Source organism: Asaia sp. BMEF1, assembly GCF_051628905.1.
Lineage (GTDB): Bacteria > Pseudomonadota > Alphaproteobacteria > Acetobacterales > Acetobacteraceae > Asaia.
On the sequence record NZ_CP157575.1, the window covers coordinates 1554474 to 1580478 of the forward strand.

The 26005-nt window shown below is 61.2% G+C and carries 25 protein-coding genes; 15 read left to right on the plus strand and 10 right to left on the minus strand.

Features of this window, described 5'->3' with window-relative positions:
- Window positions 1–25: 25 nt before the first annotated feature.
- Window positions 26–1609, minus strand: coding sequence for a DHA2 family efflux MFS transporter permease subunit (locus ABHV46_RS06680; protein WP_336946295.1), 1584 nt, complete (start codon window positions 1607–1609; stop codon window positions 26–28).
- Window positions 1606–2727, minus strand: coding sequence for an HlyD family secretion protein (locus tag ABHV46_RS06685; RefSeq protein WP_438383872.1), 1122 nt, complete (start codon window positions 2725–2727; stop codon window positions 1606–1608). Before ABHV46_RS06685 ends, ABHV46_RS06680 begins: the two co-directional genes overlap by 4 nt.
- Before the next feature lie 490 nt (window positions 2728–3217).
- On the opposite strand from ABHV46_RS06685, the gene ABHV46_RS06690 reads away from it, so the two are divergent.
- Genes ABHV46_RS06690 through ABHV46_RS06710 form a run of 5 tightly spaced genes read left to right on the plus strand, consistent with a single transcriptional unit; the run spans window position 3218 to window position 6597 of the window.
- On the plus strand, window positions 3218–4417 hold the full coding sequence (locus ABHV46_RS06690; protein ID WP_438383874.1) for a molybdopterin molybdotransferase MoeA: 1200 nt from the start codon (window positions 3218–3220) through the stop codon (window positions 4415–4417).
- Window positions 4407–5444, plus strand: a complete 1038-nt coding sequence (moaA, locus tag ABHV46_RS06695; RefSeq protein ID WP_438383876.1) for a GTP 3',8-cyclase MoaA — start codon at window positions 4407–4409, stop codon at window positions 5442–5444. Before ABHV46_RS06690 ends, moaA begins: the two co-directional genes overlap by 11 nt.
- Window position 5445: 1 nt before the next feature.
- Window positions 5446–5922 (plus strand): cyclic pyranopterin monophosphate synthase MoaC, encoded by a 477-nt coding sequence (gene moaC, locus ABHV46_RS06700; RefSeq protein WP_438383878.1) that lies wholly within the window; start codon window positions 5446–5448, stop codon window positions 5920–5922.
- 1 nt (window position 5923) lies between these two features.
- Window positions 5924–6166: a MoaD/ThiS family protein gene (locus ABHV46_RS06705; protein ID WP_438383880.1), complete on the plus strand. Its 243-nt coding sequence runs from the start codon at window positions 5924–5926 to the stop codon at window positions 6164–6166.
- Window positions 6163–6597, plus strand: a complete 435-nt coding sequence (locus tag ABHV46_RS06710) for a molybdenum cofactor biosynthesis protein MoaE (protein ID WP_438383883.1) — start codon at window positions 6163–6165, stop codon at window positions 6595–6597. The genes ABHV46_RS06705 and ABHV46_RS06710 overlap by 4 nt, the downstream gene beginning before the upstream one ends.
- A 120-nt stretch (window positions 6598–6717) precedes the next feature.
- Here ABHV46_RS06710 and ABHV46_RS06715 read toward each other — a convergent pair whose 3' ends face one another.
- Entirely contained in the window at window positions 6718–7503 is a 786-nt protein-coding gene (locus tag ABHV46_RS06715; protein WP_438383885.1) for a sulfite exporter TauE/SafE family protein, read from the minus strand.
- 187 nt (window positions 7504–7690) lie between these two features.
- Here ABHV46_RS06715 and ABHV46_RS06720 point away from each other — a divergent pair, with 187 nt between their 5' ends.
- The 3 genes from ABHV46_RS06720 (at window position 7691) to ABHV46_RS06730 (ending at window position 10562) form a co-directional block, all read left to right on the plus strand.
- On the plus strand, window positions 7691–9187 hold the full coding sequence (locus ABHV46_RS06720; RefSeq protein WP_408870651.1) for a leucyl aminopeptidase: 1497 nt from the start codon (window positions 7691–7693) through the stop codon (window positions 9185–9187).
- The gene (locus ABHV46_RS06725) at window positions 9187–9633 is read left to right on the plus strand and encodes a DNA polymerase III subunit chi (protein ID WP_336946304.1); all 447 of its coding nucleotides are present in this window, start codon (window positions 9187–9189) and stop codon (window positions 9631–9633) included. Before ABHV46_RS06720 ends, ABHV46_RS06725 begins: the two co-directional genes overlap by 1 nt.
- A 149-nt stretch (window positions 9634–9782) precedes the next feature.
- Window positions 9783–10562, plus strand: a complete 780-nt coding sequence (locus tag ABHV46_RS06730; protein WP_438383888.1) for an acetoin reductase — start codon at window positions 9783–9785, stop codon at window positions 10560–10562.
- Window positions 10563–10616: 54 nt separating this feature from the next.
- Here ABHV46_RS06730 and ABHV46_RS06735 read toward each other — a convergent pair whose 3' ends face one another.
- The 7 genes from ABHV46_RS06735 to ABHV46_RS06765 all read right to left on the minus strand — a co-directional run bounded on the left by ABHV46_RS06735 (window position 10617) and on the right by ABHV46_RS06765 (window position 19003).
- Window positions 10617–11987: an L-serine ammonia-lyase gene (locus ABHV46_RS06735; RefSeq protein WP_438383890.1), complete on the minus strand. Its 1371-nt coding sequence runs from the start codon at window positions 11985–11987 to the stop codon at window positions 10617–10619.
- A gap of 332 nt (window positions 11988–12319) precedes the next feature.
- Window positions 12320–12646, minus strand: coding sequence for a carboxymuconolactone decarboxylase family protein (locus ABHV46_RS06740; protein ID WP_025840328.1), 327 nt, complete (start codon window positions 12644–12646; stop codon window positions 12320–12322).
- 94 nt (window positions 12647–12740) lie between these two features.
- Window positions 12741–13508 carry an SDR family NAD(P)-dependent oxidoreductase gene (locus ABHV46_RS06745; RefSeq protein WP_336946307.1) on the minus strand — a complete coding sequence of 256 codons (768 nt, stop codon included), beginning with the start codon at window positions 13506–13508 and terminating at the stop codon, window positions 12741–12743.
- Between the two features lie 293 nt (window positions 13509–13801).
- Window positions 13802–14710 carry a LysR family transcriptional regulator gene (locus ABHV46_RS06750; protein ID WP_438383895.1) on the minus strand — a complete coding sequence of 303 codons (909 nt, stop codon included), beginning with the start codon at window positions 14708–14710 and terminating at the stop codon, window positions 13802–13804.
- A gap of 44 nt (window positions 14711–14754) precedes the next feature.
- Complete coding sequence (locus ABHV46_RS06755) at window positions 14755–15261, minus strand: (R)-mandelonitrile lyase (RefSeq protein WP_438383897.1); 507 nt, start codon at window positions 15259–15261, stop codon at window positions 14755–14757.
- A gap of 15 nt (window positions 15262–15276) precedes the next feature.
- A complete protein-coding gene (locus ABHV46_RS06760) occupies window positions 15277–17670 on the minus strand; it encodes a membrane-bound PQQ-dependent dehydrogenase, glucose/quinate/shikimate family (protein WP_438383899.1) in 2394 nt (797 codons plus the stop codon).
- Window positions 17671–18055: 385 nt separating this feature from the next.
- Entirely contained in the window at window positions 18056–19003 is a 948-nt protein-coding gene (locus ABHV46_RS06765; protein ID WP_438383901.1) for a cupin domain-containing protein, read from the minus strand.
- A 174-nt stretch (window positions 19004–19177) separates the two neighbouring features.
- On the opposite strand from ABHV46_RS06765, the gene ABHV46_RS06770 reads away from it, so the two are divergent.
- The 7 genes from ABHV46_RS06770 (at window position 19178) to ABHV46_RS06800 (ending at window position 26002) form a co-directional block, all read left to right on the plus strand.
- Window positions 19178–20023, plus strand: a complete 846-nt coding sequence (locus ABHV46_RS06770) for an aldo/keto reductase (RefSeq protein WP_438383903.1) — start codon at window positions 19178–19180, stop codon at window positions 20021–20023.
- A gap of 342 nt (window positions 20024–20365) precedes the next feature.
- Complete coding sequence (locus ABHV46_RS06775) at window positions 20366–20521, plus strand: hypothetical protein (RefSeq protein ID WP_438383906.1); 156 nt, start codon at window positions 20366–20368, stop codon at window positions 20519–20521.
- 164 nt (window positions 20522–20685) lie between these two features.
- Window positions 20686–22047, plus strand: coding sequence for a hypothetical protein (locus ABHV46_RS06780; RefSeq protein ID WP_438383908.1), 1362 nt, complete (start codon window positions 20686–20688; stop codon window positions 22045–22047).
- Complete coding sequence (locus tag ABHV46_RS06785; RefSeq protein ID WP_438383911.1) at window positions 22044–22952, plus strand: hypothetical protein; 909 nt, start codon at window positions 22044–22046, stop codon at window positions 22950–22952. The genes ABHV46_RS06780 and ABHV46_RS06785 overlap by 4 nt, the downstream gene beginning before the upstream one ends.
- Window positions 22949–23503 (plus strand): hypothetical protein, encoded by a 555-nt coding sequence (locus tag ABHV46_RS06790; protein ID WP_336946317.1) that lies wholly within the window; start codon window positions 22949–22951, stop codon window positions 23501–23503. Before ABHV46_RS06785 ends, ABHV46_RS06790 begins: the two co-directional genes overlap by 4 nt.
- Window positions 23496–24617, plus strand: coding sequence for a hypothetical protein (locus ABHV46_RS06795; RefSeq protein ID WP_438383914.1), 1122 nt, complete (start codon window positions 23496–23498; stop codon window positions 24615–24617). Before ABHV46_RS06790 ends, ABHV46_RS06795 begins: the two co-directional genes overlap by 8 nt.
- Window positions 24614–26002 (plus strand): hypothetical protein, encoded by a 1389-nt coding sequence (locus ABHV46_RS06800; RefSeq protein WP_438383916.1) that lies wholly within the window; start codon window positions 24614–24616, stop codon window positions 26000–26002. Before ABHV46_RS06795 ends, ABHV46_RS06800 begins: the two co-directional genes overlap by 4 nt.
- Window positions 26003–26005: the final 3 nt, after the last annotated feature.

A 26005-nucleotide genomic window follows, 5' to 3' on the forward strand; every position in this document is an offset into this window, starting at 1 on the left:
CTCCAGAAAGTCATGAAATTCGTCATTAATGGGCACCTCCGGCCGGGCCTTTCTTGGCCACCGGGGAGAGCAGGAAGCAGAAGGGCACGACGCAGAACGCCATGATTCCGATCACCATGAAGGTCTGGTTATAGGCCACCATGGAGACCTGCTGAAGGAAGCTCTGGTAGTAGCTATGTACGGCAAATTGCTGGGCTGCTGCCGAGGTCATACCGTTATCGACCGCCACCTTATGCACGGTGTTCAGATAATCTTGCCCATTGGCCTGATAATCCGACGTCCAATGCGCCATCAGGCTCTGGCGAACCTGCTTGGTTTCGGTAATGGCGGCTGTCGCCAGCGAAATCGCAAGCGAGCCGATATAATTGCGCGACATGCTGAACATGGCCGAAGCGTCGGAATTGAGTTCTTTCGGCAGCGTCGAATAGGCGATCGTCGATATCGGTACGAACAGGAAGGCCAGCGCAGAGGTCTGAAAAATTCGATATTCGACCAGATGGGCGTAGCTCGTGGTCGGCACGAGCTGCGCCGAATAGAACATCGCCAGCCCCATCAGGAAAAACCCGAAAGCAATCAGATTGCGTACCTGCACGAACCCCATGAGTTTGCCGACAAGCGGGATCAGACAGATGATGACGGCACCGCCCGGCGCCAGAACCTCACCTGAAATCGTCGCTGTGTAACCCAGAACCTGCTGCGCGAATTGCGGCACGATAATTGCGGAAGCGTAGAGCAGCCCGCCGACCATCGCCATCAGGAACGTGCCAACCGCAAAGTTGCGATCCTTGAAGATGGCGAGGTTCAGAAGGGGATTCTTGGCCTTGAGCAGCCAGATGACCGCACCGACCACGCCAGCCACGCCGAGAACCGCCATGGTCACAATGAAGGGCGAGCCGAACCAGTCGTCATCCTCGCCGCGATCGGCCATGATTTCGAGGCAGCCAAGACCGAGCGAGATCAGGCAGATGCCGATCACATCGACTTTCTCACGCTTCTGCTTTTCCCACGGTGGATCTTCAACCAGAGCCGAAACACCGATGAGGGTCAGAATGCCGAAAGGCACATTGACGTAAAAAATCCAGCGCCAGGAATAGTTGTCGACCAGATATCCGCCCAGAAGAGGCCCCAGAATCGGTGCCACAATGGTCGCGATAGCCGTCAGGCCGAATGCCGCCCCGCGCTTTTCAGGCGGGAAGGTGTCGAGGATGATGGATTGCTGGTTCGGTTGCAGACCACCCCCGAAGAAGCCCTGCATCAGGCGGAAAACAATCAGCATGGGCAGGCTCGTCGACAATCCGCACAGGAAGGACGAGACCGTGAACATGGCAATGCAGATCAGGAAGTAGCGCTTGCGCCCCAGCAGCTTGCCGAACCATGCCGAAATGGTCAGCACGATACCGTTCGCTACCAGATAGGAAGTGAGCGCCCAGGTCGAATCGTCGTAGGAACTGCCGAGCGCGCCTGAAATATGCGGAAGCGCCACATTGATGATTGTGGTGTCGAGTACTTCCATGAAAGCGCCCAGCGTCACCACCACAGCAATCAGCCAGGGGTTCGCTTTGGGCTTCCAGCTGGAGTGGTCCTGATTTTCGCTGGACGCGTCGCTCATGGGATCGTCACCGTCGGTACGACGGACACGCCGAGCGGCAGTGGCACGTTGGGATCGAGACCGCTATCGATTAGAATCTTGACCGGCACGCGCTGGACGATCTTCACGAAGTTACCCGTCGCATTCTCCGGAGGAAAGGCGCTGAACGCCGCACCCGCACCGAGCTGGATCGAGTCCACATGTCCATGCAGGCTCAGCCCCGGATAAGCATCGACCTCGATCTCGACCTTCTGGCCGGGACGCATCTTCGTGATCTGCGTTTCCTTGTAGTTCGCCACCACCCAGACTTCGGGCTCGACAACGGAGAAGAGCTTCTGCCCGGTCTGAACGAAATCGCCCTGCTCGACATTACGTTGCGAAATCCAGCCATCATGCGGCGCGCGCACTTCTGTCCAGCCGAGATTGAGTTGCGCCTGAACGAGATCGGCCTCGGCAGCCTTGAGCGCAGCATTTTGCTGCTTCATCGTAGCTTCCTGATTTTCGATATTCGGCTGGACGGGTGTCGCCTGCTGCAACTCGCCTTCGGCACGCATGACTTCAGCATGAGCCTGGTCGAGAGCGGCCTTGGAATAATCGATATCCTGCTGCGTCGTCGCGGCACGAGATACGCTGTGCTGGCGGCGATAATCCGTTTCGGCCTTGAAGAGCTGGGCCTGAGCCGAAGCCAGGGCGCCCTTTGCGGCACTCAGGCGACCGGGGAAGTTCTGCTTGGCAACCATGACCATCTGGGTGGCCGCAGCAAAATTTGCCTGAGCCTGAGCGATACTGGCTTCGGCCTTGTGCAATGAGGCGAGATAGTCTCGGTCATCGATCTTGACCAGCAACTGGCCTGCATGAACGAACTGATTGTCGTTAACCAGAAGCTGCGTGACATAGCCGTTTACATGCGGTGCCACGGCAATTTTGCGCCCCGTCGTGTACGCATCATCCGTCTCGATCTGGTTGCGTGTCAGCAGCCAGTATCCCAGCCAGGCAATCGCAATGACGATAACGACCGCAATCAGGATGATACGCTTGAGGGGGCTGCTCTTCTTGCCACCCTTGTTGCTGCCCTGATCGTTCTTCTTTTCGTCATCACCCTGCGATGCGCGATTATCCTGATCGTCGCCCTGCGCCATGTGCTTCCTCTCGCGTTGCGCCACTCAGCGGGGCAACTCAAATTTTGGCTCTTTAAAATCGAACTCTCATCGCCTGGTCTGAAAATGACCGTTCGGTTCGGTCACGAACTAGCATAGCTATCTGGGGGCTTCAATAATCTGTTTCAGAGAATGTCTTGCTTTTCGAAACCTGCCCGGCCTCGCAAATGCCGTCCGGCGTTCAACCTGACGCCGCCCGTGGCAGTTGCGTGGAAATACGCCCGCTGCGAACCCGCCTCGCAGCTGTTACAGAAAAGCCACAACCTGACGCAGAGCAAAAAAACACTCAGCGAGTGCAACGCGCCTGTTTCAAGATATCCCCCTGAGAGTCGGAACGTGCCAAACCTACCCGGCGCCCTGCCCGTGCCTCTCATCGCAATGCAGCGCGTTCCTGCGGTGGGCCCGTCAAACTTGCGCCTGCGCGCAGATATTCAGTTGCCTTCGTCCCCTCGCCCCGCCAACAAAGACTCTTATGAATGACCTTCTGTCCATCGATGCCGCCGAAACCCTGATCCGGAAGGCTTTGACTCCTTTTGCGAGCCAAACGATCCCGCTCGATCGGGCAGCCGGCCGCATCCTGCGTCAGACAGTCAGTGCAGAGCGCGCCTTGCCCCCCTATGACAGGGTCATTCTCGACGGTATTGCCGTCGCCCAGCATGACGGGCAGCGTGAGTTCCGCCTCGTTGCCACCCAGCCAGCCGGTCGCCCCCCGCTCACGTTGGCAGGCGGCACCGATCAGGCGATTGCCGTCATGACTGGCTCGGTCCTGCCCGCAGGAGCCGATACAATCATCCCGCGAGAGGATTTCGAGACGCATGGCGATTTCGTATCGCTGCGCGCAGGTGTGACGCCACGAAAAGGACAGCATATCCATCCCAGAGGGGCAGATTGTGCCGCCGGCGCGACCCTGCTCACCCCCGGCCTGAGGCTGACGCCGCCCGAAATGGCCATTCTGGCAGCGAATGGCGTCTCTCATCCCGAGGTCGCGGTCATCCCTTCGATTGCCGTCATTTCGACTGGCGACGAGCTGGTGGCACCTGACGCTCCCGTTCAGGCGTGGCAGATCCGCCGCTCGAATGAATACGCGATTGCCGCCTCACTCTCACGCAAGGGGTTCACCCGGCAGGCCCTTGCCGTACTGCCGGACGATCTGGCACTGACGACCGACCGTCTTGCGGCGCTTCTGGACCAGCATGATGTGCTGGTTCTGAGTGGCGGCGTGTCTATGGGACAATTCGATTTCGTGCCCCAGGCGCTCGTAGCCCTTGGAGTACGGAATATCTTCCACAAAGTCGCCCAGCGCCCCGGCAAACCTTTCTGGTTCGGGCTCTCCCCAAAAGGCCAGCCGGTTTTCGCCCTGCCCGGCAATCCCGTCTCGGCGCTCGCCTGTTGCAGCCGGCATGTCGTACCGGCGCTTTTGCGCGCTCAGGGCCTCATCTGCGGCGCAGTCTCTGTGCGCCTCGGCGAAACCATTTCTCCCCTGCCCTCGATGACCCGCCTCGTACCGGTGCAACTCGTACATGACGCCGATGGCGTCACTCGGGCACTACCTCATCCGATGCCCACCTCGGGTGATTTCAACCGCCTCGGCGTCACGCAGGGGCTGGTTACCCTTGCGCCCGGCACGGCCCCCCTTCCTCCCGGTACGAGCGTTCCCTTTCATGAATGGTGACGCGCCTGCGCCCGAACGACCGAAGGACCTGCTGGCACGGCCCTGGCACGATCTGCGCATTTCGGTCATGGATCGATGCAATTTTCGCTGCCCCTATTGTATGCCGCAATCGGTGTTTCACGACGATTTCGCCTTTCTCGAACCGGCGCAGCGCCTCGACTTCACGACAATCGAGCGTATCGCCCGCATTTCGGCGCGGCTTGGCGTCAGCAAGCTGCGACTGACCGGTGGCGAACCGTTGCTGCGGCCACGGCTCGATACGCTGGTCGCGCGGCTCGCCGCTCTGCCGGGCATCGACGATGTGGCGCTCACCACCAATGGCGTGCTACTCGGCCGCCATCTCGATGCGCTTTATCACGCCGGGCTGTCACGACTGACGATCAGCCTCGACAGTCTCGACCCCGCTGTTTTCAGCCGCCTGAGCGGTGGTCGCGACGAACTCGGCACGGTACTGACCGCCATCGACAACGCGGCCTCGCGCGGCTTTGCCGGTGGAATCAAGATCAACACCGTCGTGCAGCGCGGCATCAACGAACAGGATGTCCTGCCTCTCGTGAGCCGGTTTCGCCATACGGGCGTCACGCTTCGCTTTATAGAATACATGGATGTCGGCACGCGCAATCACTGGTCCGAAAGCGCCGTCGTGCCTTCTGCCGTGCTTATTGAACGCATCAACGCCGTCTACCCGCTCGAACCCCTCGCCCCCCTCTATCGTGGCGAGGTCGCGCAGCGTTACCGCTTTACCAATGGTGGCGGCGAGATCGGCTTCATTTCGTCGGTCACAGCGCCTTTCTGCGGTGATTGCTCACGCGCGCGTCTTTCTTCGGAAGGGCAGATCTATACCTGCCTTTTTGCAAAAACCGGCACCGATCTGCGCCCCGCTCTCGCTGCCGCCGACGATGAGGCGCTCGACGCGCTGCTCCGTCGCATCTGGCGAGGCCGCGCGGATCGTTATAGTGAAATACGCAATCCCGATCCGCAGCGTGCTTCGGGTGAGCGGATCGAAATGTATTATATCGGAGGCTGAAATGGTGTCGCTGACCCATGTGGATGAAACCGGACATCGCCCCCATATGGTCGAGATCGGCGATAAAAACGTCACCCGCCGCGAAGCCCATGCCCGCGCCACGCTCCGTTTTCCGCCCGACGTCGCGAAAACTCTCGCCGATTCAGGCTATATGACCAGCAAGGGCGCCGTCCTGACCGTGGCGCAACTCGCTGGCATTATGGGCACTAAGGCCACCGCACAACTCATTCCGCTCTGCCACCCGCTGTCGCTCACCGGCTGCAAGGTCGAGATTGCCATCGAAGGATGCGACGCGCTGATCGATTGCCGTGTCAAATGCGAAGGCAAGACCGGCGTCGAGATGGAAGCCCTGACCGGCGCCACCGTGGCCGCGCTCACGCTTTACGATATGTGCAAGGCGCTCAGCCATGACATGGTCATTCAGGACGTGCGCCTCATGGGCAAGACGGGCGGCAAACACGATTTTGGCACGCCCTGACATGGCCCGCCTGACTCTCGAATATTTCGCCCTCCTGCGCGACGAGGCCGGTTGCCCGCGAGAGGAGATCGACACCGCAGCCCCCAGCCTTGCCGCGCTTTACGAAGAACTGACCCGGCGTCACGGGTTCACTCTCCCCGCCGCCCGCCTGCGCGTGGCCGTCAATGCCGCGTTTGCCCGCTGGGACCATCGCCCTGCAGACGGGGATCATGTCGTGTTCATCCCCCCGGTATCCGGCGGATGAGTGCTTTCCTTCTCACAGAAGCGCCGATCGACCCCACCGCTTTCGCTACGGCCCTGCGCCGTGACGAGGCTGGCGGCTATTGCAGCTTCGAAGGCTGGGTGCGTAACCACAGCGACGGGCAATCTGTGCTCGGGCTTGATTATCAGGCCTATCTCCCCCTCGCCGAAGCCGAGGCCGTTGCCGTGCTCACCGAAGCGGAAAGCCGCTTCGATATTCTTGCCGCCTCCTGCATTCATCGCACCGGTACGCTCGCCATCGGCGACATGGCCGTCTGGATCGGCGTCTCAGCCCCGCATCGCGACGCCGCCTTTACCGCCTGCCGTTACGTCATCGACGAAATCAAGCGACGCGTGCCGATCTGGAAACGCGAGCGCTATGCCGATGGGCACTCTGAATGGATTGCCTGTCATGAGGTCGCCGAAGATTCCTGAGGACGTGAATGGGGCTCTGCCCCAAACCCCGCCAAAGGGCCGTCGCCCTTTGGAAATCCTCAACGCGGGATGAAAGGGGCATATCCCTTTCCGGGGGGCGGGGCAGCGCCCCGCAGCGCTTCAGACCAGACGCCAGCCGACGATGAAAAGCACGGCAGCCAGAACGGTGCGTTGCACGCGTTCATTGACCTGACCGACGCAGAGACTGCCAAGGATGATACCGGGAATCGAGCCGCAGAGCAGCGAGACCAGCATGGGAATCTTGACCGCGCCGAGATACCAGTGGCCCATGCCTGCGATAAGGGTCAAAGGCACGGCATGCGCAATATCTGAGCCGACCAGACGGGCTGTGCTGAGCGAGGGATAGAGCAAAATCAACACGGTCATACCGATCGCGCCTGCCCCGACAGAAGAGAGCGTGACCATGACGCCAAGCACGGCACCGAGCACCACGGTCAGAATAGCGGCGGTCCGAGCGGAGAGCTCTCCCGCATGGCGATGCGACCAGGCCTGCAACTCCTTGCGAAAAAAGACGCTGGGCGCGGTGATCAGCAGCGCCACGCCAAGCGCGGTCGAAACCAGTCTGGTCGTGTCATGCGACGGGCTGCCGTACCAGTGCAGAAACAGAAGGGCGATCAGCGTGGCTGGCAGGCTGCCTGCCAGCATGCGCAGCACCACACGCCACTCGACAGCCCCGCGATGGCCATGCACCAGCGTACCGACCGATTTCGTGATTGCTGCGTATAGCAGATCGGTGCCAACGGCAGCCTGAGGGTGAACCTTGAACAGTAGAATAAGCAAAGGCGTCATCAGGGAGCCACCGCCGACTCCGGTCATGCCGACCAGAAAACCGACGCCGAGACCGGAGAGAACGAACAGCCAATTCAGATCGGCAAGCAGTGACATATCGGAGCCTTGATGCGCTTCTTGGGGCAGGAGGCGCGACTACGCCATAATTCCCCGCATTAATCAACGTTCATAGTGGTTTGAATTTAATGAACGATCATTCGTCGTTATTAAACCCTACATGCCTTGCCTTCTCCCGACGCGATGACGATAGTGTCCCACCTTCATGATATTGACCGGAAAGACTATGCTCGACATCCAGATCCAGGCACCGTTTCCCATTCTGCAAGGCAAGGGAGCCCCGGAATCGGAGCAGACACTCGTCCTGCTGACCGGGCCGGATTTCGATGTCGCCAATGGCCCGTTTGCCCATCTCGACGCCGCAACGGGTGGTGCGCTGCGCCGTGCCGCCGCTATTTCGCGCTTCAAGGGGCAGCGTGACCAGAGCTGTGTGCTGCTGGCCCCCTGTGCGGCCTTTGCACGGATCGTCCTGATCGGCTGCGGTCCGGCTGATGAGCTGGATATTCCGACCATGGAGGCTGCTGGCGGACAGGCGGCCAAGGCCGTGCGCGATACGACCCATGCCGATCTCGCCTTTGCCGGGCCTTGTGCCGATTTTGCCGCCCATGCCGCTTATGGCGCTGCTCTCGGGCGCTACAGCTTCGATCTGTATCACACCGACGAGCCGGAAAATGCGCCCCAGCTTCAGCGCCTGCATCTCGGTGTCGAACACCCCGACAAGGTGCGCTCGGAATGGGAAAGCCTGCGCGCCGTGGCTCAGGGCGTGTTCCGGGCGCGCGATCTGGTCAGCGAGCCGCCCAACGTGCTGACCCCGCCCGAATTCGCCCGACGTATCGAAGGCCTGCGCGATCTTGGCGTGGAGGTCGAAATTCTCGACGCGGCCAAGCTGACCGAACTGGGCTTCGGCGCGCTGCTGGGCGTGGCACAGGGCAGCGATCAGGAAGCCCGCGTGGCGATCATGCGCTATCGCGGCTCGGAGGAGGCGCCGCTCGCCTTCATCGGCAAGGGCGTGACCTTCGATTCCGGCGGTATTTCCATCAAGCCTGCCGCTGGCATGGATGAAATGAAGACCGATATGGGTGGCGCTGCTGCCGTTGTTGGCGCGATGGAGGCCGTGGCCCGTCGCAAGGCCAAAACCCATGTGATCGGCGTGGTCGGTCTTGTCGAGAACATGCTGTCGGGGAATGCCCAGCGCCCCGGCGACGTGGTACGCAGCTATGCAGGCAAGACCATTGAGGTGCTCAATACCGATGCCGAGGGACGTCTCGTTCTGGCCGATGTGCTGGCCTATGCCAAGGAGCGCTTCCAGCCCCGCCTGATGGTCGATCTTGCCACGCTGACAGGAGCCATTGTGGTAAGCCTCGGCCACGTACGCGCCGGGCTTTTCAGCAATGATGACGCCCTCGCCGGCGCGCTTTTCGAGGCAGGCGAGACAACGGGCGAAGGGGTCTGGCGCATGCCCATGGGCAAGGCCTATGACCGCCAGCTTCGTTCCGACATTGCCGATATGAAAAACATCACGGGCCGCCCCGGCAGCTCGATTACGGCGGCGCAGTTTCTGGCGCGTTTCGTGGGCGACACCCCGTGGGCGCATCTCGATATTGCAGGCGTTGCCTGGCGTTCCGATGCCGCACCGCAATGCCCCAAGGGGGCAACCGGGTTCGGCGTGCGTCTGCTCGACGCGCTGGTGCGTCATCACGAGCCGGAAAACACCGACGCCTGATGAGCGAAATCGGCTTCTATCACCTGACGCGCACCACGCTCGAAGACGCGCTGCCCGCACTTTTGGGCCGTACGCTTGATGCGGGGCAGCGCGCCGTTATTCGCTGCCGCGATGCAACACAGGTCAAGCAGCTCGATGAGGCACTCTGGAAGGCGAAAACGCCGCTCTGGCTTCCCCATGGCAGCCAGAGCATGGGGCATGGTCCTCGCCAGCCCATCTGGCTGACGAAAGGCGATGACGTACCCAATGAGGCCCGTTTCCTGTTCCTGCTCGATGGCGGTGTCGCGCAGGGGCTGGAGCAGTTCGACCGTATCTTTACCCTGTTCGACGGCAACGATCCCCAAGCCGTCTCGCGTGCCCGCTCGCTCTGGACGAGCGTAAAACAGTCAGGGCACAGCCTCGCCTATTGGCAGCAACAGGAGCGTGGCTGGCAGAAAGCCGGATAAAACCCGGTCTCTCGATAGGATAAATCGCCTTCATCACAAGACGATCATCGGATAGATCCTTCTCTTTACTTCGCCGTTTACTGATCACGCATCAGGACCGAGGGGCTCAATAAAGACAAGGCGCCGGTCCTCTTGGGAGAAGAGCGATCATGTCACTTGATGGAAAAGTCATTCTTGTTACGGGCGCAGCACAGGGGATCGGTCGCGGCATCGCGCTGCGACTGGCAAAAGATGGCGCCGATATCGCCCTTGTCGATCTCAAAACGGACAAGCTGCACAGCGTGAAAAGCGAGATCGAGGCGCTCGGTCGCAAGGCCAGCGTCTTTGCCGCCGATGTGAGCGACCGTGAGGCCGTTTATGCCGCGATCGACCTTGCCGAAGCCGAACTGGGCGGCTTCGATGTCATGATCAACAATGCGGGTATCGCCCAGGTCAACCCGATCGCCGATGTGCTGCCCGAAGAAGTCGAGCGTATAATGCGCATCAATATTCAGGGTGTGCTCTGGGGCATTCAGGCCGCCGCCGCCAAATTCAAGGCGCGCAAGCAGAAGGGCAAGATCATCAATGCCTCTTCCATCGCAGGGCATGACGGGTTCGCGATGCTCGGCGTCTATTCCGCCACGAAATTCGCCGTGCGCGCCCTCACCCAGGCAGCTGCCAAGGAATATGCAAGCGCGGGCATCACCGTAAACGCATACTGCCCCGGCATTGTGGGTACGGATATGTGGGTCGAAATCGACGAGCGCTTTGCCGAGATGACTGGCGCGGAAAAAGGCGAGACCTACAGGAAATTCGTCGAGGGAATAGCGCTCGGCCGTGCCCAGACGCCCGATGACGTGGCAGCGCTCGTCGCTTTCCTGTCAGGACCCGATTCGGACTACATCACCGGTCAGGCCATCCTGACCGATGGCGGCGTCGTCTATCGCTGATCTTTTACCAAATGCCGCGCAATGGACTTTTCAACATTCCGGTCAGCGCGTTGCTCAGCACTCTGGCAGATTGACAGCAAGGCCACCCAGAGACGTCTCCTTGTAGCGATGGTTCATGTCGCGCCCCGTCTCGGCCATGGTGCGGATGACCTGATCGAGCGAGACCATATGGGCTCCATCGCCATTCAGGGCGAGCGATGCGGCATTGATCGCTTTCACAGCCCCGAAAGCATTGCGCTCGATGCAGGGTATCTGCACCAGCCCCGCCACCGGATCGCAGGTCATGCCCAGATGATGCTCCATGCCGATCTCGGCAGCGTCCTCGATCTGCTCCGGCGTGCCGCCCAGAGCCGCTGCCAACCCTGCTGCGGCCATCGAAGAGGCGACGCCCACCTCGCCCTGACAGCCCACTTCGGCCCCGGAAATCGAGGCATTAAGCTTGAAGAGCCCCCCAATGGCGCCAGCGGTAAGCAAAAAATCGCGCATGCCTTGCTGCGCTGTGGCTGGCGGCAAAGGCGGGCAATAATCGCGATAGTAGCGCAAGACCGAGGGAATGATTCCGGCGGCACCATTGGTAGGAGCCGTCACCACGCGGCCACCGGCGGCATTTTCCTCATTCACCGCGATGGCGAAAAGGCTGATCCAGTCCATGATGCCATGGGCAGAGCGTGTATTGGCGCGCTCTCTCTCCTTCAGTTTCTCATGAAGAGCCTGCGCCCTGCGGCGCACTTTCAGACGTCCCGGCAGGATGCCGCTCTGCTCCATTCCTCGGGCGATACAGGCCATCATCACGGCGATGATCTCATCGAGATAGGCGACGATCTCGTCTCTCGGACGCAGCGCGCATTCATTTTCCATGACGAGCGCCGCGATACTCAGATCGTGCAATCTGGCCTGATGCAGCAATTCGGCGCCACTGGTGAATGGATAAGGCACGCTGGGCTGGGCATAGCCTGCCGTCTCGGTCGCTTTCTCAGGCACGATGAACCCACCGCCCACCGAGCAGAAACGCGCCACCTCCAATGGCTCGCCTTCTGCGTTCAACGCCTCGAATTGCAGTGTGTTGGGATGAACGGGAGGCACACTCTGCTTGTCGAGAACCAGATCGTGAACCGGGTCGAAGGGCAGTACTTTCCCGTCGAAAACGATATGTCTGTTCGCTTCGACCTGCGCCACGATCCCGTCAGCCGCATCCGGGTCGATACTCTGCGGCAATTCTCCGCACAGGCCGAGAATGACCGCCTTGTCCGTGGCATGACCCTGCGCCGTCCATGCCAGAGACCCGTAAAGCGTGACGCGAAGACGCATGATGCTGTCGAAATCGGTGAGCGACGTCATGAAACGCTGCGCCGCGCGCATCGGCCCCACCGTATGCGACGATGACGGACCGATACCGATTTTGAAAAGATCGAACAGGCTGATCATACGCGTCTCGTCGTCACACTCGGGCAGAACCTGAACAGCCCGCCCCTGCCATGGCAGGAAGATTAAAAACTGGTCTCAGAGATCTGAAACGTTTCCAACCCGAAAGCAACTCTCACGCGCCTCCATCGGGCATTGTCGGGAGACCACGAGCGAGAGCGCCTTACAGGCCGGGCAGCAGTCTGATGATGGCGCCAACCCTTGCAATTTCGCATAGATCCTTTCCGAATTGGCGGAATTTATGCGGGATGCGACCACTGCTCCTCGATAACAGATTTTGATCGACCGTCTTCCGGCGCATGGCCAGCTACGTCGTCAGCGCCCGTCGGCGCAACTCAGAGGCTTTCTTCCTCGAATATTTTCTTCACGATCGGCAGCGCCGTCATGGCAGGCGGCCAGCCTGCATAAAAAGCGATCTGGGTAATCGCTTCGACGATCTCCTCTTTCCTGAGGCCGTTCGCGAGCCCTTTTCGAATGTGAAAGGCGAGTTCGTTATGCCGATATCCGGCGATCAGGCAGGTGATGGTGGTGAGGCTGCGATCACGCGGCGAAAGGGCCGTATTCTGCCACACATCACCGAACAGCACCTTGTCGGTAATTTCGGCAAGATGAGAGGCGATATCGCCAAAGGCCTTTCGGGCGTCGGTAGGGTCACTTGACATGGTCTTTTCTCCAGCAACGGAAGGAGACCAGGGTGCTGAGGCAGCCAGCGCCCCAATCACCATGGCCCGTCTGTTTATCGGCAGCATTCCGGCCTCAATGAGCCGTAAAGCCCCCATCGACCGGCAGGGCAACGCCGGTCACGAAGCTGGCGCCGGGGCTGCATAGCCACAGCACAGATTGCGCAATTTCCTCTGCTGTCCCAAGACGGCCTATCGGCTGCTGCTTCAGGAAATCGTCCATGGCCTGTTTTTGCGTCTTGAGCATATCGGCCACCATCGGCGTTTCGATCACGCCAGGGCAGATCGCATTGATACGCACGCCACGCGGCGCGTAGTCGAGGGCGGCGCTTTTTGTGAGTCCGATAACGCCATGTTTGGAGGCGTGATACGCGGCACGCTCGGGAAGGCCGACTAGTCCACCCAAAGAAGAGCAATTGACGATCGCGCCGAAACCCTGCTGTCGCATCTGCCTGAGTTCATGCTTCATGCAGGTCCAGATTCCCCGCAGATTGACGGCCTGAACCCTGTCGAAGGCCTCAGCTGTTTCATCGGCGGCATCTGTAGGCGGGGCCTGGATACCGGCGTTGTTATAGGCGAAATCGAGCCGACCGAAGCGTGAAACGGCAAGCGCCACAAGGCCTGCCGCCTGTGCTTCGTCCGACACGTCACAGGCCATACCCACCGCCCGATATCCTGCCGCGTTTAGCCGGGCTGCCGCCTCCTGAATCGCGACTTCATCAAGATCGCCCAAAACAATTGCTGCGCCGCTTCTGGCAAAGGCCTCTGCCGTAGCGAAGCCCATGCCGCCCTTGGCACCTGTTACGACAGCGACCTTGCCTGCGAAATCATAGCTTGGGTTCATGTCCCTCTCTCCAGATCGTGCCACGAGGCGCATGGCGTTTGATGAGGCAGGAAATGCGCGGATTATTTACCGACAGAAATGTCTCATTGACCCCGCGCGCCGCTCACAGCGTCATGGTGCCGGCCAGATGAAATGGCAGGCTTTTCACGACCTGTGATTTCCAGAAATTTGCCTCGATTACACGACGGCCCGTGCCGCCTTCAGAAATTACTTTAGGCCTGCCAGAGCGACCGTAATATCCGGCTTCGTGTTGATACCCTGTTGAGTGACGCTCAACATCGAGCTGACTGTAATCAGAGTCCCAGCGGCTTGAGTTCACGCAGCAGCGCGATCAGAAGGCGCAGCCCTGTCGGCACCTGACGTCGACTGGCGTAATAGATGTAAAACCCGTCTCCCATCGGCGCCCAGTCTTCCAGGACAGAGCGAACCCTGCCTTCGGCAATCAGCGGTGCGACCAGAGGTTCGGGCGCATACATCAGGCCTGCGCCCCCCAGAAGAGCGGAGAGGATGGCCCGGCTGTCATCGAAAGTGAGCGATCCCGGCACTGCAACCGCCATGTTCTCCGATTGGCGTTCGAACTCCCAGCGATAGAGCGTATCGTCGCCAAGGCGAAAGCGCAGGCAGCGATGCGCTGCGAGATCGTGCGGGTGCAGTGGGACACCATGACGTTCGAGATAAGCGACAGACCCCACGACCACCCAGCGTATATCGGCCGACAGACGTTGGGCGATCATATCCTCGGGAACAGTGCCGCCATAACGGATACCAGCGTCGAACCCGCCATCGATCACATCCACGAGCTGATTACTGACCGCCAGATCGAGTGCGATATCCGGGTAGCGTTCGACGAAATGGGGAAGTGCCGGACCAAGCAGCAAACTCGCGGCGTCGCTGGGCACGTTCAGCCTGATACGCCCTTTGGGCACGTCGCGGAAACGGTTGAGGCTGTCGACAGCCTGCTCGATACGGGAGAACGGATCGCTGATCGCCGCCTGCAATTCCTCACCGGCAGCGGTGAGCGTGACACTGCGGTTGGTACGATTGATCAGCCTGATGCCAATGCGGGTCTCCAGCCCCTTGAGCGAATGGCTCAGGGCAGAAGTGCTCACGCCCAGCTCGACACCCGCGCGCCTGAAGTTGCGGTGGCGGGCGATAGCCAGAAAATAGCTGTAATCGGCGAGATCGATCCGGTTAACGGGCATGGCCGAGCATGACTCACTCTTTTTCGAAGGGCAATCGGCCGCTCTTATTCGGAAGGCCCCTTGAACTGGGCATCGGAGACTTTTTCCGCCCAGTCGACAGCATGGCCGCCGAGCGTTTCGGTGACCGACAGATGGGTCATCGATGTCGTATCCGTTGCGCCGTGCCAGTGACGAATGCCGGGCGGCACATAGACTGTGTCGCCTTTGCAGATACGCTGCACGGGGCCGCCTTCGCGCTGCGTCCAGCCACATCCTTGCGTCACATACAAAGTCTGTCCGGCAGGATGCGTATGCCAGTGGCTGCGTGCCCTGGCCTGAAAGGTTACCAGCCCCACGCCGGCACGCCCCGGTGATACCGGTCTGACAAGCTCCAAAACCGTCACCTTGCCGGTGAAGAATGTCGCTGGGCCGGGTTTGGCGGCAATCGCTCCCGGTTTGATGACGTCCGATTGCCGATTGGGCAGCTGCTGAACGGGCGCTGTCTGCGCAAAAGCGAGGCCGATCCCGCACCACAGAAGCATCATGACACCGGCATATCTGGAAAAGAGCATCGTCGTTTTCTTTCGTTAGCGGGAGAATTCTTTCGGCAACGCATAGGCAACGAGCCGCGCACCTTGTGTTGTCTTGAGCGTTGGCTTGCCCCCTGTGGCAATGACCACGATCTGTCGACTGCTATGCGGCGCCCGATAGGTCATGGGCGTCGCCTGCCCTCCGGCAGGGAGGCGGGCTTTCCACAACTCCTTGCCATTGGACAGGTCATAGGCACGGATAGCCTGCTCCATCGACGCCGCGATGAAAATCAGACCGCCGCGCGTCGTGATGCCCCCGCCTGAAAAAGGCACACCCATGGGGAGAGGAACATGCGTGTGAAACCCAAGTGGTCCCGTATCGGCGCTCGTGCCGAACGGCTTTGTCCAGATCAGCCGCCCAGTGCGAAGATCGACGGCAGCCAGAGAGGCGTAAGGCGGCGATGTGCAGGGCACGCCGAGAAAAGACTGAAAAGGCCCGTTGATCGCACCGTAGGGCGTGTTTGCCATGGGATTTTGGGTGTTGACCGGACCATGTGTCGGCCCGAGCACATTGCCAATCCGATTGGCCTGCTCGCGCGGAATGAGCTGCGACCGTGTCGGCAGGTTCATCCATGGCACAACCATGATGCCGCGCTCGGGATCGAGAGAAACGCTCCCCCAATTGACCCCGCCGCCATAACCCGGATGCACGATGGTCGGTCGATCGAGACCGATAGGTGTCAGGGGGCCTTCATAGCGCGCCTGTCTGAACCTGATGCGACAGAACATCTGGTCGATAGGCGTCAGCCCCCACATGTCGCGCTCTCGCAGCGTGGCGCCACGAAACGATGGCATCGCGACCGAAAACGGCTGGGTCGCCGACAGCCGGTCACCGGGGCCGCCGCCACCCTGAGGCACAGCCAATTCGCGTACCTCCCTGATCGGCTCGCCCGTGGCGCGGTCGAGCACGAAGATCTCACCGCGTTTGGTCGGCATGATCAGCCCGGCCCTCAGCCCTTTCGCGGTGGGTATATTGGTAAGGCTCGGCTGCGAAGGAATATCGTAATCCCACAAATCATGATGGGTCGTCTGAAATTTCCAGCGCGGCGTGCCCGTTTCGGCATCGATCGCGATTACAGCGCTGCTATTCTCGTCGTCGAAGGGACGACGCTGCGCGCCATAAAGATCCGGAGTCGAATTGCCCATGGGCAGATAAACGAGACCGAGCTTCTCATCGGCACTGAGAGGCGCCCAGCTATTGGGCGTCGAGCGTGTATAGCTCTGGCCCGGAGGCGGCTCCCCCTTGCGGTCGGGATGACCCACATCGAACGCCCAGGCAAGCTTGCCCGAAATGGCATCGAAGGCGCGCACGACGCCCGACGGCGCCCCCCAGAACTGGTTGTCCAGAATGCTGCCCCCCACGACGAGCTTTCCACGTATGAGCTGGGGCGCAGAGCTGACGTAATAGATGCCAAAAGGCGCAGCACTCATGCCCCGTCTGAGATCATAGCGACCCGCCACCGCAAAATCATGACAGAGCTGCCCTGTATGCGCATCCAGTGCCACGAGATCGGGAAGCTGGCTGACTGCATAAAGACGCTCCGCGCAGGGCCCTGTTGCACCGGAAACGCGATAATAGGTAACGCCCCGGCAGGGCTTGCCGGAACGGGAATCGCTCATCTGAAACGTCCAGCGTCGCTTGCCTGTCTCGGCGTCGTACGCGACGACCGCGTCATAATTATTGCAGATATAAAGACTGTCGCCGATCATGATCGGCGTTACTTCAAGTCCCGCCGTGTAAGCATTATCCGGCTTAGGGCCAGTATCGGCTTCCCAGATTTTTTCGAGCTTGCCTACATTGCCGGTATTGATCTGATCGAGCGGACTGAAGCGTGAACCGCCCTGATCGTTACCATAGGCTGGCCATTGGTCAGTCACCTCTGACTTCACTTGCACCAGACGACCGGGAGCCTCGATGGGGCTGCCCGTCTGCCAGGCAGGATCTGGTGGAGCGCTCGATCCCGTTACATGCAACAGAATTCCGAATAATGCGAAGACACCCAGAACCAGGCCAAAACGAGACATGCCACGCAAAGAGTGTCGTGCCGGTCCAGGCATGACGCCTGGCAGGAACAACCCCAAACCGAGCACGCAGGGCGCAACCAGACGTGGGACGAGTTGCCAGACATGTCCGCCGACCTCCCAGATCGACCAGGCAAGTGTGAGCGCGAGCATCGCAGCGTATACCCCCGCGCCACGCCGATCTGCCCGCCAGATCATGGCCGCACTTGAAAGCATCATCACCCCGGCAATGAGGTAGTAATACGAACCGCCTGCCTGAATGAGGATCGCCCCCCCTGCTATCAGGGTCGCGCCAAGAAGTGCCAGCAACGTGGCATAGAGACAGGCGAGCCAGCCATTCCGGCGCATGATCCTCTTTGAGATAGCCATGAGTTACCTTTTGCTGCCGCAATACCGTCACTGAAAATAATATGACGGAGATAACCCATAGAGCGCCCTTTTGATGTTGAGCGTCTTTCAATGCGGGTAGAGGAAAATTTCAGCACTCCTACGGCGGTCTTTTCCCCCCGCTCGTCGAGGGGAACGCCCAACTGCACGCGGCCATCCGTGACGATCGCGGTTCACAAGCCGGGTTCGTTCCTGATCGCACCGTCTTCGGGTTCATTCGGGAAGGAAAAAGCCCCCCGCTATGGGCGCTCCTGCTTCCCGATCAAATACCAGGCTCGGAACCCTGCATCAGAGCAGACACCTGCTTGTCCGGAAGGGCCAAATAATGACGTATCGACCTAAACCAAGCCTCAGGGATGACCAGTTTTCAGAGGCGGGAGAGGCTCGAAATCATGGCCACATCCACACACAGATGAGCGGCAATGAGCTCTGGAGACGATGCGGCGAGCCATTGAGAGAGGGATAGGTCGTGATAATGGTCCGACCTGAAGATCTCGAGCATCCTCAGCGGCGCATTGCCGTCATTGCGGATGAAATAGCCTTCTGCCCTTGGCACATGGCCGATGATCCCGGTGCGGAGCCTCTTCTCCTGTTGGGCTCCACCCGCCGGCACACAGGTGACGGCACCCGCACCATCGAGGCATATCTGCCAGACAGAAGTATTGAGATGCCAGTGAAGATCGGTGCAGCAGCCGGGGCTGATCTCGACGAGTGCGGCAGAGAGCGCCTCGGGGTCACCAAAGGCGTCGGCTTCGAGCACGCGTATACTGCCCCACTGCGTCGTCTCGGCGGTCTGATCGAATAGTGCGTGGTGAAACGGGCCGTGCGCGGGTTGCGTATCGACCCAGCACCAGTCGTCGCCCGTCTCGCCAGATCCGTTCTCTCTGCCACCCACAAACATTACGACGCTGGCACGCTCATTATCACAGCAATGCAGCCAGGCTGAGGCGGAGGAAGGCACACTCCACACATCCCCTTCGCGCAGGACATCATGATAGAGCGTCGCGCCTGTTTCAGAGCACATTTCAAGTCTGGCGCAGCCCGAAACGACCATGCCCCAGCCTATGGCATCGCAGCGTACAACGCCGCCGCGTGACCCTTCGCCGAGATCATGGCGCCTGACCTCCACCTCTCTGCAATGCCGAGCCCCGCGCCGCGCCGGCCATGCGTCATCGGCTTCGTACGCGCCGGGCGCCCGTCGGGCCCGCAATCTTGAGGCCCAGCCGGAAGCCCCTTCGCGCCGCCTCATAGAAGACCCGGACGTTCCCGTTCCGCCGAAAAGGCGATGGAAAACGCGATGATCAAAAGACACCATTTTCGGCCTCCTCTTTGAAAGCAGAAGCTGCCCCGAGAGCTCGTGCGACCAGCCTAACGCCGCACAGTCCATAGGGAGTCACTTCTCACGTATTCGTGATTAACGACTTGCCATCCTTATCGAACGCAGACCCAGATCTGACGCTTCGGCCTGAAGATTGAAAAGGAAGTTTTCATGAAAAAGGTCAGTTTTCGTGACGGCACGTCCGTTCCGGCATTGGGCATGGGAAGCTGGAATATCGGAGATTCAACGGCGACACGTGCCGAGGAGATCGCCAGTCTTCGGGCTGGACTCGATGCCGGCCTCAGCGTGATCGACACGGCGGAAATGTACGGCAGCGGTCGCTCCGAACGTCTCGTCGGTGAGGCTATACGCGGTCGACGCGACGAGGTCTTCCTGATCAGCAAGGTGCTCCCGTCGAATGCCAGCTATGAAAAGACCCTGCGCAGTTGCGAGGCTTCCCTCCAAAGGCTGGGCACCGACCGCCTCGATCTCTATCTGCTGCATTGGCGCGGCGGCGTTCCGCTGGAAGAAACCGTCGAGGCACTGACCCATCTGCAAACCCGGGGGATGATCTGTCGCTGGGGTGTCTCCAATTTCGACACCGAAGACATGCAGGAACTGGACGCGCTGGACGCTGACTGCGCCGCGAACCAGATCCTGTATAATCTCGAGGCGCGCGGCGTGGAATTTGACCTGCTGGCGCGCGACAGGGCAGCGGGCATCGTCTCCATTGCCTATTCGCCCCTCGGCCAGGGCGGCGCGCTGCTGGAAGACGCTCTTCTGGTCGACATCGCGAGAGACCATGAAACAGCGAGCGGCCCCGCGAGCCCGGCCCAGATCGCGCTCGCCTGGACGCTTCGGCAGCCCAACCTGCTCGCCATTCCCAAAGCTGGCTCGAGACCTCATATGCGCAACAACATTGCGGCACTGGAACTGACCCTGCGGGACGAGGATTACGCGCGCCTGGACACGCATTTCGCGCCGCCACGCCGCAAGGTCCCGCTCGAAATGATCTAACTCCCCCTCCAGCCGGGAAAGCGGTCGATGTCATTGAGAAATATCCATCCGCCTATCCCGAAAGAAAATGAATGATATAGGAATATTATCTCATATAATAATCATGAAATTTCCATAGTTTACAGTAATTATGGATCATATTTTGTGGTTATATCGTTTTTCATGACTACCTCCTTCATGATCCGTGCTGGATTTGAGCGCTATCCTACCGATCATCACCAGCGGCTCACCCCCTTCGCGGAGGAGCGTCGGATTTGGATTTCGCATCTCTCAAGCGTGCAGATAAGAAGCTTTACCGATTATCTGAGTGAAGCGGTCGGATGATTTCTGGTCTGCTCCCAGATGGAGCCGGAACTCGAACTCGTCTTTTACGACCCGCAAGCGCCGGGCAACAGCGAGAATGAGCTGATCGAACTGGCTCATGAACGCGCCGGAGATCTGGACCGCCATCGCCTGCCGCTGAGACTGTGGAAAATCCCCGCACTCAACCGGGCATGAAAGCCCGGGAAGAGGAATTGGGTCGGGCCTGAAATTGCGGTAAGGAAAAGCCTGATCCGCTCATTGCATGTCAGGATGCTCCCCTGTTTTCAGCCCTCCCCCTCGTCCTGCTGCTGATCTGCCTTGTGCTGCGCCTTGCGACATTCAGGCACAACAGGCCGTTCATGCCCTTGCTGCGCATGACCTTGTTGGGAATTCAGGGCGCGCTGGGCTGCTGGGGCGCGCTGGGAGCGCATGAATCCCGGATCGGCCCGATAGCACTCGATCCGTTCAGCGCGTGCTGGATCGTGCTTTGGACCCTGTCGCTGGTGACGCCTCGTCGCCATACAGGGCCTGTGGGCGAAGCACTCGGTGGTCTTGGTCTTCTCTGCCATGACCCGGCGCTCGCACTCTTCTGTTTTCTGCCCTGCCTCGCCGAGGCTGCCCACCGTGCGAACGCAACTCAGGACGCGCAAAAGTTTAGAGCCTGGCGACTGGGCCTGCTGGCCCCGGCAGGATGCGCGCTCGCCATTCTGCCGGGTTTTCCTGCCCTCTCCTTCCTGGCGCCCGCGGCGGGGCTCGCCACCTTGCCCGCCTTTACGGAAACCCCACTTCTGGCCTACGCGCTTCTCGTGCCTGCGCTCTTGCAGGCGCAGGGCTTTTTCTGGCCGGTCGGCCTCATTCTGCTGGGGGCAGGGCTCTGTCTTTGCCTGCGCATCGGCCAGGCTCTGAATTACTGGCCTTTGCTGCTGCTCGGCCTCACCCTCTGCGCCCGAGAAAGCGGGCTGGCCGATACTGCTCTGGCTGGCAGTGAGGCGATGATTCTGGCCCTGGCCCTCCAGGGGCTCGGTAGCAGGGGCTTTCTGTTCCAGACGCCTTTGCCGCCTCTGGCCGGTTTCCTGCCTTTCTGGCTCGGACTGCACGTGGTCAACGGGCTCAGCGGGCTTTCTCCCGCCTGGACCGCGGGGGCCGTAATACTGAGCCTTCTGATCGGCGTGCTGATGGTGCGAGGCTGGCTGGCCTCCTGGTGCTCCCTGACCCAGGCTTTCGCATTCCATGATGGCGGGTTGCCGACAGCGCTCACCCTTGGCCTATGCCTGTCGATCTGCCCGGGTCTGCTGCTCGGATTCCTGCATGTCTCGGCACTCGATCTGGCGGGTGCCGGTCAGCAGACCTGGCGCGCCTGGCCGATCTGGTCCGTTGCGGGCGGGGATGGCGCCTTCTGGTATCCAGCGCTGATCTTCCTGATCCCGGCGCTCATCATTCCCGCCGTCATGACCCATCTGCCGTCTATGGCAAGTGCCCTGCCTGACTGGCCATCGCCCGAACTCAAACCACGCCTGCCCTGGGGAGCGAGGCGATCTCTCGCCCTGATACGCACGCGCTGGCATGCGCTTCGCAACGGATGGCGCCCTGCGACACTGGCCTTGCCCTTCGATCGGGTGCCCCTCTCCCGAAAAGCCGGCCCCGCCCTAACACGCCAGACCTTAACGCTCTGGCTGTTTCTGCTTGCCGCTGCCCTTGCCTGGCTTGGCTGGTCCGCATGATCGGCTTGTTCGCCATCGCCCTGGCTGCGACGCTCGGCCAGATGATCTGCCTTGCCGTGATCGCGCCTCTTCTGACCGACCTGGAACGAGGATTGCAAAACCTTGGCGCCGGACGCGGCTTTATCGCCCCAGGATGGCGCTGGCAGCAGATACGCCGCGGCTGGACTCAGCGCCGCCCCGTCCCCGCGCGCTGTTGGCTGGGGCTGTGCTCGGTATGTCTGGCTATGACAGGCATACCTTATGCCAATGAGCGCTCGCTTTTCGGGTTTCTCTCCGAGCCGCTCGCCTGCGGGGTACTGTTGATCCTTTCCTGCCTGCCTGCCTGGGTACAGGCCCTGCAAAATCCACCGACCCGGTTGATTGCCCTGCGCCTGCGCGCCTCGCTGGGCAGGCTTGGGCGCGATCTTCTTTTTCTGGTGCCGCTTCTTGCCTTGACTGGCACGTTGATTACCATCGGCCTGCCCGGCGCCGGAACGCTCGTCGGTCTGCTGCAACAGCGGCTTCTGCAACCGGCCCCGACATTGATCGGCGGGCTGGTTTTCATCGCAGCCGCCCTGCTTCTGGTGCTGAACCGGCGCTTTCTGTCAGATAGCTGGCATGAGGAGCTGATCGCATCCGCACAGGGGCGGCACCGCGCCCTGCTGCGCTATAGCCACGATCTGTCTGCCTGCTGCTGGTATCTGCTGATCGCCGATCTGGTCTGGCCGGACTCGATTGCGACTGGCACCCGCCCTTTGGGCACGCTGATCGCACTCTGGTGCATCGCGGCCCCTGCCAAACTCGCCCTGATGGTCGTTCTGGCCGCTGGTTGGCGCGCTTGTCGCCCTCTGCCTGCGGCGCGCCTCGCTCTGGTCCTGAGCGGTGCGGCAATCCTGCTCGTTCTCGCGGGAAGGCTGGCAGTATGACCGTCCTGCTCGGCCTTGCCCTGCTGATCGCTCTCGGTGCGATCGGGCGTGACGGGCGTATCCTGCCTTTTCATGGCACCTGTGCTGCTGCCTGCGTATCGGTCATCGGCCATGGCGCGCCGGCCATGGCCGCGCTCATTCTGCTGCCCGTGCTCAATGGCGCGGGGTGGATCGTGCTGCGCGCCCATGTCGCCTGGCGATCGGGCGATCTGCGCGAGCGCCGCGCCACCCAGCAGGCAGCAGGCCTCGCCCTGTGTGCCGCCATCGGACTCGTGCTGCTCACGGCACTCGCCGCCACACCGGGTCTGCCTGTGATGATCTGTATCGGGATTGTTCTTTCCGGTCTCTGCGCCGCTGCTCTGCCCGTACCCCTGCTTCAGCTGGTCGGGTTGCTCTGCGCCCTGAATGGCCTGCTGCTGCTGGGCGGCTATAGCCAGAGCTGGCCCCTCCTTCTGGGTACGGCGCTGGTCTGGGGCGGCTTACTGGCTCTGGGCGGCTGGCTGATGCCGAGACTAGCCTGGCTGCGTCTGGAGGGGCCGCGCAATGGCTGAGACCCTGCATCAGATCGCCAGATTTCTGGTGCCCACATGGCCGCTTCTGGCTGCCTGCCTTCTGGCCCTCATGCCCGAGGCACAAGCTGGTCGCTCGGCGCGTCTCTTCGCGCTGACGGGGCTGATTCTCACCGCTCTGCTGGACCCGTTTCTCTCTGGGCAGGATGTTCTGGCGCGCTGGGCCTGTTTCCTGGCCGGCTGCGTGCCTTTTCTTTCCTGGCAGGCACGCGAAAAACGTCTTGCCCTCTGTCTCAATTTTCTGGCGAGTTCCACCATCATGCTGGCCCTCAGCGTGCACACGCTGCTGCCGGTCACCTGCCTGACCGCCTGCGGCGCGCTGATTCTCGCGCTGCGCGAAACGCTGGTCACGACACGTGCAAGACAGGCCTGGGAATCGATGCGCCTGCGGCTTGCAGGAGTGGTTCTGGCCCTGCTCGGCACGAGCCTGACGACGATGACACCGGACGCGGCCACACTCCGCCTCGGCGACCTGTTTCTCTCCATCGGGCTTTGCCTCATGGCGGGTCTCGGCACCCCCGTGACGACACATGCCCATCCCGCGACAGAAGAACCGGGCACAGCCCTTCTGGACATGCTTCTCTGCCTGAGTGTCGTGGCGTTGATGATCCGGCTGCCTGAGCGCGACATCACCCATATGGTGCTGATTCTCGCCGGGCTGGCCGGTCTGTGGCTGTGCGTGGGAACCAGGCAGGACAATTATCGACCGCTCGTGGCGCTGGCAGTCATCGCCTCTGCCCTGCCTCATGGCGTCGTGCCGGCGCTGCTTCTGATGAGCAGCGCTCTGGCTCTGGCCGCCGCCCCGTCGATCAACAGATCGGCCCGTTTCTGGATCCTGGGCAGTCTGCCCCCCTGGCCGGGCTTCGCGGCAGGTCTCGGGATCGTGGCTGGGTTGGCGACAACGGGCGTGATTCCGGTTTTGCTGTGCCTGCTGGCTCTCGGCCTGATGGCAAGCCGCGCGCGTCTAGGTTTTATCCTGCCCTCATCATGGCAGGACAGGATTGTGCTGGGAGCTCTGCTCACTCTGGGGCTAGCCTCGCCTTTTCTCATGACCCTGCCTGAGCCTGTCTGGGCCCTGCACTGGAGAGCCCCATGAGCATGGCGCAGCATATCAGGCAAGGCGAGCGTCTGGCGCCCTACCACTACGCACTGGACGAACCCCAATGGCGCGCCATGATCGAGGCCATGCCGGGCTGGTTTATCGCCCATTGGTGCGATGACAGCCGGGCTTATGCGCTGTTTCTGGATCAGGAAACACCGCTCATGGCGAGCACGCCGCTCATAGACGGGCGCTATTTTGCCCTTTCGGCATCGGTCCCGGCCGCCTCGTGGCCGGAACGCATCGCGCAGGATCTCTGGGGCTGCCTGCCTCTGGGTGCTGCCGATACCGAGCCTGCGCTCGATCATGGCGGCTGGGCAAGTATCTCACCCCTATCGCAACGTTCCGTTGCGTCGGATCATACGCCGCCCGATGCCGGTTTTCGTGAGGCGTTACATACCGACATGGCGCCTTTCGTCTGGAAAGGCAGGCAGATCATGCCGGGGGCGGCGCATACCGGGCTCATGCAACAGGTTCAGGGCCGCAAGCCGGAGGAGGCGCTGCGTCTGATCGGGCGCTGCGTCTCGGCAGGCTTCGTGGCCGCACCCCTCGCCTATTCGCGCGCCGTCGAACAGGCGCTGGGGCTCATCCCCTCGAACGCCGTGCGCGATGCACGCACGATTCTGGCAGAAATCGAGCGTATTGCGGTGCATTGCCGCGATATCGCCCAGATGGCGCGCCTGACAGGGTTCGCGCTTCTTGCCACCCATGCCGCCCTTGCCGAAGATCTCTGTGTCGCGCTCTGCACCCAGCATGGCGCCTCAAGGCGTCTGGTCGATGCGATCGCGCCAGACGGCATTGCTGCCGGAATCGATATCTGCGCGCTCGCCCATGCGGTTCATGACGCCTTGATGCCACGCCTGCCGGTTCTGGAGGGATTGCACGACCAGATGGCTGAAGGGCTCGAAGGGCTCGGTGTCATCACCGCCTCGACAGCAGAGCGCTTCTGTCTTGGAGGGCTGATCGCTCGCGCCTCGGGGCGCTCCTTCGATTTGCGCCAGCTTGAGGACGATATGCGCCATGTGCCCGGTCGCGCCGGATCGCGCCTTGCGGGTGATGGCTGGGCGCGTCAGTGCCTGCGGCTAGATGAGATACGCGACGCCCTGCGCCGCATCGAGCGTATCGCAACGCAATTCGGTGCGCCCCTGCCCATGCAGCCTCCGGTCCCGACCGGCTCGGGCGAAGGCATTGGCGCCGCCGAAGGGCCACATGGCGATCTGTGGTGCTGGGTAAGGCTGAAGGAATCCCGCCTCGACGGCGTCATGCTGCGCGATCCGTCTTTGGCCACGCTCGGCATTCTGCCGTCTCTCATGCATGATCGCTGGGAGGACAGACTTGTTCTGGCGTCTCTGGGGTTCGACCCGAACGGGGCGGAGCAGTAAGGC

Coding starts and splice junctions, on each gene's coding strand:
- ABHV46_RS06680 (WP_336946295.1), bottom strand. CDS start 1,609: ATGAGCGACGCGTCCAGCGAAAATCAGGACCACTCCAGCTGGAAGCCC.
- ABHV46_RS06685 (WP_438383872.1), bottom strand. CDS start 2,727: ATGGCGCAGGGCGACGATCAGGATAATCGCGCATCGCAGGGTGATGAC.
- ABHV46_RS06690 (WP_438383874.1), top strand. CDS start 3,218: ATGAATGACCTTCTGTCCATCGATGCCGCCGAAACCCTGATCCGGAAG.
- moaA (WP_438383876.1), top strand. CDS start 4,407: ATGAATGGTGACGCGCCTGCGCCCGAACGACCGAAGGACCTGCTGGCA.
- moaC (WP_438383878.1), top strand. CDS start 5,446: ATGGTGTCGCTGACCCATGTGGATGAAACCGGACATCGCCCCCATATG.
- ABHV46_RS06705 (WP_438383880.1), top strand. CDS start 5,924: ATGGCCCGCCTGACTCTCGAATATTTCGCCCTCCTGCGCGACGAGGCC.
- ABHV46_RS06710 (WP_438383883.1), top strand. CDS start 6,163: ATGAGTGCTTTCCTTCTCACAGAAGCGCCGATCGACCCCACCGCTTTC.
- ABHV46_RS06715 (WP_438383885.1), bottom strand. CDS start 7,503: ATGTCACTGCTTGCCGATCTGAATTGGCTGTTCGTTCTCTCCGGTCTC.
- ABHV46_RS06720 (WP_408870651.1), top strand. CDS start 7,691: ATGCTCGACATCCAGATCCAGGCACCGTTTCCCATTCTGCAAGGCAAG.
- ABHV46_RS06725 (WP_336946304.1), top strand. CDS start 9,187: ATGAGCGAAATCGGCTTCTATCACCTGACGCGCACCACGCTCGAAGAC.
- ABHV46_RS06730 (WP_438383888.1), top strand. CDS start 9,783: ATGTCACTTGATGGAAAAGTCATTCTTGTTACGGGCGCAGCACAGGGG.
- ABHV46_RS06735 (WP_438383890.1), bottom strand. CDS start 11,987: ATGATCAGCCTGTTCGATCTTTTCAAAATCGGTATCGGTCCGTCATCG.
- ABHV46_RS06740 (WP_025840328.1), bottom strand. CDS start 12,646: ATGTCAAGTGACCCTACCGACGCCCGAAAGGCCTTTGGCGATATCGCC.
- ABHV46_RS06745 (WP_336946307.1), bottom strand. CDS start 13,508: ATGAACCCAAGCTATGATTTCGCAGGCAAGGTCGCTGTCGTAACAGGT.
- ABHV46_RS06750 (WP_438383895.1), bottom strand. CDS start 14,710: ATGCCCGTTAACCGGATCGATCTCGCCGATTACAGCTATTTTCTGGCT.
- ABHV46_RS06755 (WP_438383897.1), bottom strand. CDS start 15,261: ATGCTCTTTTCCAGATATGCCGGTGTCATGATGCTTCTGTGGTGCGGG.
- ABHV46_RS06760 (WP_438383899.1), bottom strand. CDS start 17,670: ATGGCTATCTCAAAGAGGATCATGCGCCGGAATGGCTGGCTCGCCTGT.
- ABHV46_RS06765 (WP_438383901.1), bottom strand. CDS start 19,003: ATGGTGTCTTTTGATCATCGCGTTTTCCATCGCCTTTTCGGCGGAACG.
- ABHV46_RS06770 (WP_438383903.1), top strand. CDS start 19,178: ATGAAAAAGGTCAGTTTTCGTGACGGCACGTCCGTTCCGGCATTGGGC.
- ABHV46_RS06775 (WP_438383906.1), top strand. CDS start 20,366: ATGGAGCCGGAACTCGAACTCGTCTTTTACGACCCGCAAGCGCCGGGC.
- ABHV46_RS06780 (WP_438383908.1), top strand. CDS start 20,686: ATGCCCTTGCTGCGCATGACCTTGTTGGGAATTCAGGGCGCGCTGGGC.
- ABHV46_RS06785 (WP_438383911.1), top strand. CDS start 22,044: ATGATCGGCTTGTTCGCCATCGCCCTGGCTGCGACGCTCGGCCAGATG.
- ABHV46_RS06790 (WP_336946317.1), top strand. CDS start 22,949: ATGACCGTCCTGCTCGGCCTTGCCCTGCTGATCGCTCTCGGTGCGATC.
- ABHV46_RS06795 (WP_438383914.1), top strand. CDS start 23,496: ATGGCTGAGACCCTGCATCAGATCGCCAGATTTCTGGTGCCCACATGG.
- ABHV46_RS06800 (WP_438383916.1), top strand. CDS start 24,614: ATGAGCATGGCGCAGCATATCAGGCAAGGCGAGCGTCTGGCGCCCTAC.